General features: G+C 59.6%; 11 protein-coding genes and 1 pseudogene. 3 read left to right on the forward strand and 9 right to left on the reverse strand.

Annotated features, from left to right (window positions below; all coding sequences use genetic code 11):
* Positions 1-176 precede the first annotated feature (176 nt).
* From ACZ9IM_RS26790 to ACZ9IM_RS26800, 3 genes and pseudogenes are all read right to left on the reverse strand, one after another.
* Positions 177-1535, reverse strand: a complete 1359-nt coding sequence (locus ACZ9IM_RS26790) for an 8-oxoguanine deaminase (protein WP_427626977.1) — start codon at positions 1533-1535, stop codon at positions 177-179.
* Between the two features lie 303 nt (positions 1536-1838).
* Positions 1839-2525, reverse strand: a complete 687-nt coding sequence (locus ACZ9IM_RS26795) for an SDR family oxidoreductase (protein WP_123500981.1) — start codon at positions 2523-2525, stop codon at positions 1839-1841.
* A gap of 25 nt (positions 2526-2550) precedes the next feature.
* A pseudogene (locus ACZ9IM_RS26800) lies at positions 2551-2916 on the reverse strand (MerR family transcriptional regulator).
* Between the two features lie 82 nt (positions 2917-2998).
* Between ACZ9IM_RS26800 and ACZ9IM_RS26805 the strand changes: the two are divergent.
* Positions 2999-3421 carry a hypothetical protein gene (locus ACZ9IM_RS26805; RefSeq protein ID WP_476225434.1) on the forward strand — a complete coding sequence of 141 codons (423 nt, stop codon included), beginning with the start codon at positions 2999-3001 and terminating at the stop codon, positions 3419-3421.
* Between the two features lie 84 nt (positions 3422-3505).
* Here ACZ9IM_RS26805 and ACZ9IM_RS26810 read toward each other — a convergent pair whose 3' ends face one another.
* From ACZ9IM_RS26810 to ACZ9IM_RS26835, 6 genes are all read right to left on the reverse strand, one after another.
* Positions 3506-4432 carry an ABC transporter permease gene (locus ACZ9IM_RS26810; RefSeq protein WP_476225435.1) on the reverse strand — a complete coding sequence of 309 codons (927 nt, stop codon included), beginning with the start codon at positions 4430-4432 and terminating at the stop codon, positions 3506-3508.
* The gene (locus ACZ9IM_RS26815; protein WP_476225436.1) at positions 4432-5538 is read right to left on the reverse strand and encodes an ABC transporter permease; all 1107 of its coding nucleotides are present in this window, start codon (positions 5536-5538) and stop codon (positions 4432-4434) included. The genes ACZ9IM_RS26810 and ACZ9IM_RS26815 overlap by 1 nt, the downstream gene beginning before the upstream one ends.
* 11 nt (positions 5539-5549) lie before the next feature.
* Positions 5550-7115: an ABC transporter ATP-binding protein gene (locus ACZ9IM_RS26820; protein ID WP_427628210.1), complete on the reverse strand. Its 1566-nt coding sequence runs from the start codon at positions 7113-7115 to the stop codon at positions 5550-5552.
* Between the two features lie 611 nt (positions 7116-7726).
* Positions 7727-8308 (reverse strand): IMPACT family protein, encoded by a 582-nt coding sequence (locus tag ACZ9IM_RS26825; protein WP_427628212.1) that lies wholly within the window; start codon positions 8306-8308, stop codon positions 7727-7729.
* A gap of 7 nt (positions 8309-8315) precedes the next feature.
* On the reverse strand, positions 8316-8966 hold the full coding sequence (locus tag ACZ9IM_RS26830) for a TetR/AcrR family transcriptional regulator (RefSeq protein ID WP_427628214.1): 651 nt from the start codon (positions 8964-8966) through the stop codon (positions 8316-8318).
* A 197-nt stretch (positions 8967-9163) separates the two neighbouring features.
* The gene (locus tag ACZ9IM_RS26835) at positions 9164-10084 is read right to left on the reverse strand and encodes a LysR family transcriptional regulator (protein ID WP_007940170.1); all 921 of its coding nucleotides are present in this window, start codon (positions 10082-10084) and stop codon (positions 9164-9166) included.
* A gap of 124 nt (positions 10085-10208) precedes the next feature.
* Here ACZ9IM_RS26835 and aptA point away from each other — a divergent pair, with 124 nt between their 5' ends.
* Both aptA and ACZ9IM_RS26845 read left to right on the forward strand, forming a co-directional pair.
* Complete coding sequence (gene aptA, locus ACZ9IM_RS26840) at positions 10209-11558, forward strand: omega-aminotransferase AptA (RefSeq protein WP_007906809.1); 1350 nt, start codon at positions 10209-10211, stop codon at positions 11556-11558.
* A gap of 65 nt (positions 11559-11623) precedes the next feature.
* The gene (locus ACZ9IM_RS26845; protein ID WP_007906810.1) at positions 11624-13117 is read left to right on the forward strand and encodes a CoA-acylating methylmalonate-semialdehyde dehydrogenase; all 1494 of its coding nucleotides are present in this window, start codon (positions 11624-11626) and stop codon (positions 13115-13117) included.
* Positions 13118-13292: the final 175 nt, after the last annotated feature.

The raw sequence follows: 13292 nt of genomic DNA on the forward strand, positions 1-13292 counted from the left end.
ACCACAGAACCATCCCGGTGCGCCGTCTCGAGTCCACGCCATCCACTGGTGCGGGCGCCTCACACAAAACTGTGGGAGCGAGCCTGCTCGCGATAGCGGACTAACATTCAACATCAATGTTGAATGACATGGCCTCATCGCGAGCAGGCTCGCTCCCACAATAGGTCTACGTCGACTTAGACTCCGGCGATCAACTGCCGAGCGGCCTGGCTGTGATCGGCAATCAACCCTTTCAGGTCCAGCCCCTCAACCTGACCGTCGATCACCCGCCACTTTCCGCCGACCATCACCCGGTCCGCCCGATCCGCGCCGCACAGCAGCAGCGCCGACACCGGATCATGGCTGCCGGAGAAGCGCAGTTCATCCAGTTTGAACAGCGCCAGATCCGCCTGCTTGCCCACCGCCAGTTCACCGATATCGGTGCGCCCGAGCAAACTTGCCGAACCCTTGGTCGCCCAGCCCAGTACCAACTCCGGTGTGATTTTTTCTGCGCCATAGCGCAGCCGCTGGATGTACAGCGCCTGACGGGTTTCGAGGATCATGTTCGACGCATCGTTGGACGCTGAACCGTCAACGCCCAGCCCCAGCAGCGCACCCGCAGCGGTCAGGTCCAGCGTCGGGCAAATGCCGGAGGCCAGGCGCATGTTCGAGCTCGGGCAATGGCAAATGCCGGTGCCGGCCGCGCCGAGACGGGTGATTTCGTCGGGGTTGAAATGAATGCCATGGGCCAGCCAGGTACGCGGCCCGAGCCAGCCGACGCTGTCCAGGTAATCAACGGTACGCAGGCCGAAACGTTGCAGGCAGAAGTCTTCTTCGTCGAGGGTTTCCGCCAGGTGCGTGTGCAGGCGCACGTCGAGGGTGTTCGCCAGTTCGGCGCTGGCGGACATGATTTCCGGGGTCACCGAGAACGGCGAGCACGGTGCCAGGGCGATTTGAATCTGCGCACCATCGCCGCGTTCATGATATGCGGCAATCAAGCGTTGGCTGTCATCGAGGATCACTTCACCTTCCTGGACGGTTTGCTGCGGTGGCAGGCCGCCGTCTTTTTCACCGAGGCTCATCGAACCGCGAGTGAGCATGGCGCGCATGCCCAGTTCGCGGACGCTCTCGACCTGCACGTCGATCGCATTTTCCAGGCCTTCAGGAAACAGGTAATGGTGATCGGCCGCGGTGGTGCAACCGGACAGCAGCAACTCGGCCAATGCGACTTTGGTGGCGAGGGCGAGTTTTTCGGGGGTGAGACGAGCCCAGACCGGATAGAGGGTTTTCAGCCACGGGAACAACGGCTGATTAACCACCGGAGCCCAGGCACGGGTCAGGGTTTGATAGAAGTGGTGATGGGTGTTGATCAGCCCCGGCAGGATCACGTGTTCGCGCGCATCGAAAACGTGGTCACAGGGCGCGGAGGGTTGTTGACCGGCGGCGAGCACTTCGACGATCAAGCCGCCTTGCACAACCAGACCGCCACGGGCATCGAGCGCGTTGGCCGTGAAAATGGCGAGGGGATTTTTTAACCAGGTACGGGTCGCAGGCATGTTGGCCGGCTCCTCTGAAAGTTGGGTTCAGGGTTGCCAGCTCAGTGTTGCCCTGTCTGCTGATCCAGGGTCGCCGCGGGGGCGAGGTGCGGAGTTTCGAACAAAAAAGCTTCGTGGGCAAGCCTCGCCCGACAAGACAACGCGAAACCCCTGTGGGAGCGAGCTGTGGCGAGGGGGCTTGCCCCCGTTGGGCTGCGAAGCAGTCCCCAAATCTCTGATGTACCAAAAATTTTGTGAGTGCTACGCACTCAAACGGGGGCAAGCCCCCTCGCCACAGCTCGCTCCCACAGGGGAATGGGGTGATTACCAGGGAATGGTCTCACCCCTGTAGTTCACAAAATGATGCCCGCCCTTGCCGGCATACGCATTCACCTGATCAATCAAGCCGCGTGTGCTGGTTTCCACATCAATGTCCGCGCCTTCACCGCCCATATCAGTCTTCACCCAACCCGGATGCAGCGACAGCACGGTGAGTTTCTGTTCGCCCAGTTGCGTGACGAAGCTGTTGGTCATGGAGTTCAGCGCCGCTTTGCTGGCCTTGTACAACGCCAGCTCCGGCGCGTCGGGCATGGTCACGCTGCCCAGCACCGAACTCATGAACGCCAGCACGCCGCTGCCATCGCGAATCTGCCCGACGAAGCGCTGGGCCAGATTGATCGGCGCAACGGCGTTGGTGAAGAACAATTGCCCCACCTCGGCCAACGTCGCGCCGCCCGGCGTCTGGACCTCCGGGCCCTTGACTCCGGCATTCACAAACAACAAGTCGAAGACTTCCCCCTTGAGTTGTTGGCTAAGGGCAATGACCGCTTGCTGATCGTCCATGTCGAGTTTTTCGATCCGCACCTTGCCCAGCGCTTGCAAGGCTTCGGCGCCCTGCGGGTTGCGCACGGTGGCGGTGACTTGCCAGCCGTCGGCCAGCAGGGTTTTCACCAGACCGAGGCCCAAGCCTCGGGAGGCACCGATGATGAGTGCGGTTTTTGCCTTGGACATGAATGGCTTCCTTGATGGATGAGAATCACGGATTTAAAGGATACTGACTCAAAGGACACTGTTGACCGAGTCGATGTTGCAGTTCCTGACGCAAGACATCGAGTTCGGCGATGCGGGTTTCGATCAGGTTCAGTTTGTCTTGCAGCAGTTGGGTCACGGCATTGGCCGGGTCGGGCGCCTGCCACAGCGCAGCGACGCTGCTGCCGATCTCGCCGAGGGTAAAGCCCAGTCGCTGAGCGGTCTTGATGTACAGCACCAGTTGCACCATCTCCGCCGGATAGTCGCGATAGCCATTGGCGCTGCGTTGCGCGGCGATCAACCCGCGCTGCTCGTAAAAGCGCAATGTGTCGCGGCTGACGGCGCTGGCCTGGGCTAATTAACCGATGCGCATCTTGATGTCTCGAGAGGGCTTGACCCTGGAGCATACTCCAGGCTTTAGCCTTGTTGCTCCCTGAATTTATGGAGCAAGACGGATGTGGACTTCAACGCAATATCGTCAAGTGGTGCGTGGCAGTGCGTGGTACGACCTGATCGTGACCGCTGCTTTTGTGACGCCGTGGAGTTTTGCGGCGTTGCATGGCGTGTTGTTGAGCCTGAGTCAGACTTTCAATGTGCCTGGCGAGCTACCGCCGTTCGAGCCGATGCACATGCTGATGGCGAATTTGTTGGGTTCGATTGTGTGCGTATGGGCCGTGCTGCGGATTCGTGATCCGCAGCAGGTGTTTGGGCGGTATGACGCGGTGGGGAGGTTTCTGTTTTCGGCTTGGCAGCTGTATGCCTTGCTCCACGGCGCCAGTTCATTGCTGGTTATTTTCCTGGTCTTTGAATTGGCGTGGGGCGTTGTTCAGGTGTTGCCAGTGCGGCAGCCATCGCGAGCAGGCTCGCTCCCACAGTAGATTTGTGTTCATCACAAAATTGCGGCTCGACTCGGTCAACTGTGGGACCGAGCCTGCTCGGGATGAGGCCAGTGCAGGCGACCGTTAATGCCCGGCCTGCCACGGCTGCCCCAACGACACCGGCGCATACAACCGTGTGCGCACGGCATCCCGGGACAGCAGCACCAACACCACAATGGTCGCGACATACGGCAGCATCGCCAGCAGGCTCGACGCAATTGCCAGCCCCAATCCCTGCGCCACCAAATGCAGGATGCTGGCGAGACCGAACAGATACGCCCCGAGCAGCAATCGCCACACCCGCCAACTGGCAAACACCACCAGCGCCAGGGCAATCCAGCCGCGACCGGCGCTCATGTTTTCCGCCCACATCGGTGTGTACGCCAGGGACAGATACGCCCCGGCCAACCCCGCCATTGCGCCGCCAAACAGCACCGCCAGCGTGCGCACGCGCAACACCGGCAAGCCCATGGCGCTCGCCGCGTCCGGGTTTTCGCCGACGGCCTGAATAATCAACCCGACGCGACTTTTCAGAATCACCCAGGCCACTATCGTGAACAGCGCGAACGACAGGTACACCAGCAAGTCCTGGGCAAACAGCATCCGCCCGATCAGCGGGATTTCACTCAACAACGGAATCGCCACCGGCTCGAAACCCGCCAATGGTTTGCCAACCCACGCTGCGCCGACAAAGGTCGACAGGCCCACGCCGAAGATCGTCAACGCCAACCCGGTCGCCACCTGATTGGCGTTGAACACCAGTGCCACCAAGGCAAACAGCGACGACAACAGCATCCCGGCGAGCATCGCCAGCAACACGCCAAGCCAGAGGTTGCCGCTGTTCAGCGCAACGATAAAACCGATCACCGCCCCAAACAGCATCATGCCTTCCTGCCCGAGATTTAGGACGCCACTCTTCTCGCAAATCAGCTCGCCCAGCGCCACCAGTAACAACGGCGTACCGCAGCGGACCATGGCGTAGAAAATATTGCTCAGCAGATCGAAATCCATCACAAGGCTCCTGCGTGTACGGCGGTGGTTGGTGCACGGCGAGCCCAGCGCAGGTTCAAACGCAGTCGGTAGAGAATCAGTACGTCACTGGCCAGCAGGAAAAACAGCATCATCCCCTGGAACAATTGAGTGATCGCTTGCGGCAGGTTCATGCTCATCTGTGCGCTTTCGCCACCGATGTACAGCAGCGCCATCAACAAGCTGGAAAACAGAATACCGATGGGATTCAGCCGCCCGAGAAACGCCACGGTGATCGCCGCATAGCCGTAACCCGGTGAGACTTGCGGCACCAGTTGGCCGATCGGCCCGGTGACTTCGCACACTCCGGCCAGTCCCGCGAGGCCGCCGCTGATCAACAACGCCAGCCAGATCAGCCGCTTCTCGCGAAAGCCGACGAAACCGGCGGCGCGCTTGTCCAGCCCAAGCACTTTGATCTGGAAGCCGACAAAGCTTTTCTGCAGCAACACCCACACCGCCACCAGCGCGAGCAACGCGAAATACACACCGGCATGAACCCGGCCGTCCTCCATCAACAGTGGCAGTCGACTGGCATCGCCAAACATTGCCGACTCTGGAAAGTTGAACCCCGCCGGGTCCTTCAGCGGCCCGTGGACGCAGAACAGCAGCAGGTTCAGGGCGATGTAATTGAGCATGATGCTGGTGAGGATTTCATTGGCGTTGAAGCGCGTGCGCAACCACGCCGTCAGCCCGGCCCATGCGGCGCCGGCCAGGGTGCCTGTGAGCAGGATCAACACCAGCGCCCAGCGGCTTTGCCAGCCAATGATGTTCACGGCCAACGTACTGCCGGCGAGGGCGCCGAGCAGCAACTGACCTTCGGCGCCGATGTTCCAGATCCGTGCCTGATACGCCACCGCCAGGCCCAATGCGCAGAGCAGAATCGGCAGCGCTTTGACCAACAATTCGGAGACGCCGTACAAGTCGCTGATCGGTGCAATCAGCAACGTGTGCAAGGTCAGCAACGGATCGTGGCCCAGGGCGATAAACAGCAATGAGCCACAGCCCAGCGTCAACACGGCCGCCAGCAAGGGCGAGCACCACAACATAAGGCGCGATTGCTGGCCACGGGGTTCGAGAGAAAGCAGCATGTGAAACTCCGTTAAAGCGCTACGGGGGCAGGTGATTGAGGGGCATCGAACTGGCCGGCCATCCAGCCGCCGACGTCGCTCAGATGGGTGTCGACGGTGGCCTGCAATGGCGACAGCCGACCGCCACACAGGGCGCCGAGGCGGTCGCTGATCTGGAACAATTCGTCGAGGTCTTCAGAGATCACCAGGATCGCCGCGCCAGCATCGCGCAAGGCAATCAACGCCCGGTGAATGGTCGCGGCCGCGCCGACGTCCACGCCCCAGGTCGGGTGCGCGGCCACCAGTAATTCAGGCTGTTGAAGGATCTCCCGGCCGAGGATGAATTTTTGCAAGTTGCCGCCGGACAGACTGCGAGCAGGCGCCTGGGCATCGGGTGTCTTGACCCCGAAGCGGCGAATGATGTCTTCGGCCAGCGCTTGGACCTTGCCGCGCTGGATCAGCCCGTTGCTGACCAGCCCTTGTTGAAAGGCGGTCAGCAAGGCGTTATCTGCCAGGCTCAGTTCCGGCACCGCGCCATGGCCTAGACGCTCGGCAGGAACGAAGGCCAGGCCAAGTTTGCGTCGCGCATCCGGCCGCAAATGGGCGACGGCTTGCCCGCCGAAACTGATCGTTGCGCTGTCGTGACGGGGCAGTCGCTCTTCACCACTGAGCAACGCCAGCAACTCATCCTGACCATTGCCGGCCACTCCGGCGACCCCCACGATTTCGCCGCTGCGCACGTTGAAATCAATATTCTTCAGAGAGCAGCCGAACGGGTCCGGGTTGTGCCAGGACAATCCCGTCACACTCAAAAACGCATCAGCGCCCATGACCTTTGGATAGTCAGTGATCAGCTCGGCGGCTTCACCGACCATCAACTGCGCCAGTTGCCGATCCGAGCACTGCGCCGGCACGCAATGCCCGGCCACCCGACCGCCGCGCAACACCGTAGCGCTGTGGCACAACGCGCGCACTTCGCCGAGCTTGTGGCTGATAAACAGAATGCTGCAGCCTTCGGCCGCCAATCGGCGCAGTGTGACGAACAATTCGTCGGCTTCTTGCGGAGTCAGTACCGACGTCGGCTCATCGAGAATCAACAGGCGGATGTCCTGCATCAGGCAGCGAATGATTTCCACCCGTTGACGCTCGCCGATGGACAGGCTGTGGACAAGTCGCTCCGGTTCCAGGGCCATGCCGTAGCGTTGAGACACTTCACGAATCTTCGGTTCGAGCTGCTTCGGCGTACCCGCCGCCGCTCCCATGGCCAGCGCGATGTTCTGCGCCACGCTCAGGGTTTCGAACAGCGAGAAATGCTGGAACACCATGCCAATCCCGAGGCCGCGAGCCTGGGCCGGATTGCGCATGGTCACGCGCTGGCCCTGCCAGATCATTTCCCCTGAGTCGGCGTGAGTGACGCCGTAGATGATCTTCATCAGGGTACTTTTCCCCGCACCGTTTTCGCCGAGCAGGGCGTGAATTTCACCGGGCGCAATGCTCAAGTCGATGGCATCGTTGGCCAGGCAACCGGGGTAACGTTTGCTGATTCTGCGCAATTGCAGGCGGGGTATTTGATCGGGGATCGGCACGGGGTTGGACATGACAGGCTCAGGTCGACAGAAGTTATGCCTGGGGATAAAGCAATTTCCTGGCCATTGAGTCAGGAAATCGGTGAGGCCTTGCTGGTTTAGGGTTGTGGGCGGTGTCTCGCCTTATTCCAACTCCGAATCAGGCACCACTTGAGGGCACGTTCTTTGATTAGGCTCTGGTTTTGCGCGCTGTGAATTGATCAAAAAACGAGCAATACCCTGCAAGCTATGTCGGACATGGGGCTGCGCCAGCCATGAACGGGTTATCCACAGGTTGTTCCACAGTATTTGTGCGCAAGCCGAGCGGAGGGGCATAAGCACTGAGGGGCTTTCTTCTAATGGCGATAAACCGCTCTAACTGTTTGTTTTTACGTGGAATAAATGTTGCTACTGGGGATTTGGATGAAAAATGAACAAAGCCCGCAAAGCCGCATGACAGAAGGGTTACAGCGCAATGTGCTCAGGTTATCCACAGCCGGGTGCACAGCAGATGTGGGCAAGTTTCGAATGCAGGGCAAATCGGGGCGCCCCAAAAGATCGCAGCGCCCACAGGCGCGTAAGAGCTGCCGCAGGCTGCGATCTTTTGATCTTTTGATCTTTTGATCTTTTGATCTTTTGATCTTTTATCGCTGCAACAAAATGCGCCCGCGACTCAAGTCCGCCAGCTGCGTTTGCAGGGTATCTATCTGCCCCTCGCCGATCGCCAATTGCAGTTCCACGCCATTGGCCGTGAAGATTTCCTCCACGACCAAACCGCCCAGTTCCGCTACCCGAAGCTTCACCAGCGCCAACTCGCCAAACGCACAGGCACAACTGACCTGCACCCGACTGATCAGCTCGACCTTCGGCGCCCCTTGCAGGCATTTGTTGGCACCGCCGCCATAGGCCCGGGCGAGGCCGCCGGTGCCCAGTTGAATGCCGCCATACCAACGGATCACTAACACCGCGACCTGATCGCAATCCTGAGCTTCGATCGCTGCCAGAATCGGCCGGCCAGCGGTGCCGCCGGGTTCGCCATCATCGTTGCTGCGATATTGATCGCCGAGTTTCCAGGCCCAGCAATTGTGCGAGGCGTTCAAATCACTGTGCTGCTCGATGAACGCTTGGGCATCAGATGCGCTAGTGATTGGTCCGGCGAGGGTGATGAAGCGGCTTTTGCGAATCTCTTCGCGGTATTCGCAAAAGCCGCTGAGGGTAAAAGGCATAAGTGTCTTAGATAGCAGGCGTCAGGCCGCAGCCTTTGAGAATGATGCGGATCAGGTTGTTGCCGGCGTCTTCCATGTCTTGCTTGGTCAACTTGGTGCGCCCGGTGACACGGCAGATCTGCGTGGCAAAATCGGCGTAATGCTGGGTGCTGCCCCACAGCAGGAAGATCAGGTGCACCGGGTCGACCGGGTCCATTTTGCCGGCGTCGATCCACGCCTGAAACACTGCGGCCCGGCCCTGAAACCAGATGCGATAGTCCTGGTTGAAATGCTCGCTCAGGCATTCGCCGCCGCTGATGACCTCCATGGCGAAGACCCGCGAAGCTTGTGGCTGGCGCCGGGAGAATTCCATTTTGGCGCGAATGTATCGCGTCAATGCTTCTGCCGGATCATCTTCGACGGTCAGGGTATTGAAAGTACTGTCCCAGAGTTGAAGGATGTTGCTCAGCACCGCCACATACAAACCGAGTTTGTTGGTGAAGTAGTAATGCAGGTTCGCTTTGGGCAACCCGGCCTTCTGCGCGATGGTGTTCATGCTGGTGCCTTTGAACCCGTGACGGGCGAACTCGTCTTCGGCGGCTTTGATGATGGTCTCTTCGTTCTTCTGACGAATGCGGCTGGCGGGTTTGCCGCCGTGGGCTGGGACTTCAAAGGTCATAGGCACTTCCGAACAGGGTAGATGGGTGCAACCAGATGCGTTGATAGCGCACCCGCAGGTCGCAGACAAGTCCTGTTGCGATAAAACCTGAACACCATAATCCCTGTGGGAGCGGGCTTGCTCGCGAAGGCGGTGTGTCAGTTGCATTAATGTCGACTGATACTCCCTCTTCGCGAGCAAGCCCACTCCCACAGGTTTCAGCGTGTTGCGGCCAGACTCTCCAAAAAACTCTCCAGCACCAAGTGGGGACGACGGCCCTTGCGTGTGACCGATGCCAGACTCAGGTCATAAAAACGTGCCTTGGGTTTCAGCGCACGCAATCGGCCCTGCTGCACCCAGAGGCTGGCGTAATGATCCGGCAGATAACCGATGTAGCGCCCGGTCAGAATCAGAAATGCCATGCCTTCGCGATCCGATGCACTGGCGGTGCAGTTGAGCGCTTGATAGTGGGCCTGAATCTCGGCAGGCAAACGGAAGGTCGGAGCGATGGCGTCCTGGCTGTTGAGACGCTCATCGTCCAGTTGTTTGTCGTCGACGTAGAACAACGGATGGCCGACCGCGCAATACAGCAGCGAGCGTTCGCTGTAGAGCGGCTGATATTCCAGACCCGATAGCGCGCTGGCTTGCGGCACCACGCCGACGTGCAAGCGACCGTCGAGCACGCCTTGTTCGACTTCATTGGGCGCGATCATGCGGATCTGGATCTGTACGTCCGGGCCGCGCTCCTTCAACTGCGCCAAGGCATGGGTGATGCGCATGTGGGGCAGGGTGACCAGGTTGTCGGTCAGGCCGATGGTCAACTCACCGCGCAAATGTTGGTGGAGGCCATTGACCTCGGTGCGGAAACTTTCCAGCGCACTTAATAGCTGCAACGCCGATTGGTAAACCTCGCGGCCCTCTTCGGTCAGGGAAAAACCGGCGCGACCGCGTTGGCACAGACGCAGGCCGAGGCGTTGCTCCAGATCGCTCATCTGCTGGCTGATCGCCGAGCGACCGATCCCCAGCACCGATTCCGCCGCAGAGAAGCCGCCGCATTCCACGACGCTGCGAAAAATCCGCAACAGTCGGATATCAAAGTCACTGACTTGCGCCAGTGGATCGGGGCGGCGGGTACTCATAGTTTAGTCCGGGCCTGACTGAAGGTTAGAAAAGTTGGATTTCACCGACTTTATCTCCGTGGCAATTTAGCTGCAAGAACGCTTTTCATCTCCACGCCGCTTATTGCCCTGCGAGGTTTTGCCCATGAACGTGCCTGAAAACGCCCCGACTTCCCTGGCCAGCCAGCTCAAGCTCGATGCTCACTGGATGCCCTACACCGCGAACCGCAACTTCCAGCGCGACCCGCGACTGATCGTGGCTGCCGAGGGCAGTTGGCTGACAGACGACAAGGGCCGCAAGGTCTACGATTCGCTCTCGGGTCTGTGGACCTGCGGCGCCGGACACACCCGCAAGGAAATCCAGGAAGCGGTGGCCAAGCAGTTGGGTACCCTCGATTACTCGCCGGGCTTCCAGTACGGTCACCCGTTGTCGTTCCAGTTGGCCGAGAAAATCACTGACCTGACCCCGGGCAATCTGAATCACGTGTTCTTCACCGACTCGGGTTCCGAGTGTGCAGACACGGCGGTGAAAATGGTGCGTGCTTACTGGCGCCTGAAAGGCCAGGCCACCAAAACCAAAATGATCGGTCGAGCTCGTGGTTATCACGGCGTGAACATCGCCGGCACCAGCCTCGGTGGCGTGAACGGCAACCGCAAACTGTTCGGTCAGGCGATGATGGACGTCGATCACCTGCCGCACACCTTGCTGGCGAGCAATGCTTTCACTCGTGGCATGCCGGAGCAGGGTGGTATCGCCCTGGCCGATGAATTGCTCAAGTTGATCGAGCTGCACGATGCCTCGAACATCGCAGCGGTATTCGTCGAGCCATTGGCTGGTTCCGCTGGCGTGCTGGTTCCGCCGCAGGGTTACCTCAAGCGTCTGCGCGAGATCTGCGATCAGCACAACATCCTGCTGGTGTTTGACGAAGTGATCACCGGTTTTGGTCGTACAGGTTCGATGTTCGGCGCCGACAGCTTCGGCGTGACGCCGGACCTGATGTGCATTGCCAAGCAAGTCACCAACGGCGCGATCCCGATGGGCGCGGTGATTGCCAGCTCCGAGATCTATCAGACCTTCATGAACCAGGCGACGCCGGAATACGCGGTGGAATTCCCGCACGGCTACACCTATTCCGCCCACCCGGTGGCTTGTGCAGCCGGCCTGGCGGCACTCGACCTGCTGCAAAAGGAAAACCTGGTGCAGAGCGTGGCGGAAGTGGCACCACATTTCGAAAATGCGTTGCATGGTTTGAAGGGCTCGAAAAACGTCATCGACATTCGTAACTACGGGTTGGCCGGTGCCATCCAGATTGCGCCTCGCGACGGCGATGCCATCGTGCGTCCGTTCGAAGCCGGCATGGCTCTGTGGAAAGCCGGGTTCTACGTGCGCTTCGGCGGCGACACCCTGCAGTTCGGCCCAACCTTCAACAGCAAGCCGCAAGACCTCGATCGCTTGTTCGACGCGGTCGGCGAAGTGCTGAACAAAATCGACTGATTTTTCCCTCTATATAGGCGTCCTTTTTGAAGGGCGCCTGTGGACAACTTTTTCAGGAGCCCTGCATGAGCCTTATCCCGCATTTGATCAATGGCGAACTGGTGACCGAAGACGGTCGTACGGCCGACGTGTTCAACCCGTCTACCGGTCAGGCGATCCACAAGCTGCCGTTGGCCAGCCGTGAAACCATTCAAAAAGCCATCGACTCGGCCAAAGCTGCGTTCCCGGCCTGGCGTAACACTCCGCCGGCCAAGCGTGCTCAGGTGATGTTCCGCTTCAAGCAACTGCTGGAACAGAATGAAGCCCGCATCGCCCAACTGATCAGCGAAGAACATGGCAAGACCCTGGAAGATGCGGCCGGTGAATTAAAGCGCGGGATCGAGAACGTCGAGTTCGCCTGTGCTGCACCGGAAATTCTCAAGGGCGAGTACAGCCGTAACGTCGGGCCGAACATTGATGCCTGGTCGGATTTCCAGCCATTGGGCGTGGTGGCAGGTATTACCCCGTTCAACTTCCCTGCCATGGTGCCGCTGTGGATGTATCCGCTGGCGATCGTCTGTGGCAACTGCTTTATTCTGAAACCCTCCGAGCGTGATCCAAGCTCGACGCTGCTGATTGCTCAGCTGCTGTTGGAAGCCGGCCTGCCGAAAGGCGTGCTGAGTGTGGTGCATGGCGACAAGGCTGCGGTGGATGCCTTGATTGAAGCGCCGGAAGTCAAAGCGCTGAGCTTTGTCGGTTCGACGCCGATTGCCGAATACATTTACGCCGAAGGCACCAAGCGCGGCAAACGCGTCCAGGCGCTGGGCGGGGCGAAGAACCACGCGGTATTGATGCCGGATGCGGATCTGGATAACGCCGTCAGCGCACTGATGGGCGCGGCGTACGGTTCGTGCGGTGAGCGCTGCATGGCGATCTCGGTTGCTGTATGCGTCGGCGATCAGGTGGCGGATGCGTTGGTGGCCAAACTGGTACCACAGGTCAAAGCGTTGAAAATCGGTGCCGGTACGACCTGCGGCCTGGATATGGGGCCGCTGGTTTCCGGTCAGGCTCGCGATAAAGTCAGTGGCTATATAGAAGACGGTGTATCAGCAGGGGCGACCTTGGTGGTGGATGGTCGTGGTCTGAGCGTGGCCGGTCATGAAGAAGGTTTCTTCCTGGGCGGTTGCCTGTTCGATAACGTCACACCAGAGATGCGCATCTATAAAGAAGAGATCTTCGGGCCGGTGCTGTGCGTCGTTCGGGTCAACAGCCTGGAAGAGGCGATGCAACTGATCAACGATCACGAATATGGCAACGGCACCTGTATCTTCACGCGTGATGGGGAAGCTGCGCGGTTGTTCTGCGATGAGATCGAAGTGGGCATGGTCGGCGTCAACGTGCCTTTGCCGGTGCCGGTGGCTTATCACAGCTTTGGCGGCTGGAAGCGTTCGCTGTTCGGCGATCTGCATGCCTATGGTCCGGATGGCGTCCGTTTCTATACTCGTCGCAAAGCTATTACCCAGCGCTGGCCGCAACGGGCGAGCCATGAGGCTTCGCAATTCGCATTCCCTAGTTTGTAAGTAGAAGGGAAGAAGGCCGGCCCCTAGGGGCCGGCCTTCGTGTTTTCGGGGCTTCTTTGCCTTATATGACAGAATTGTGAAATCAGGGGTTGACGGCAGATTCTGGAAGTCTATAATTCGCCCCACTTCCGGCGCAGTCGAAACGGAAAACTCCTTGGTAAACAAAGAGTTACGC

This window comes from Pseudomonas sp. TE12508 (genome assembly GCF_056279485.1).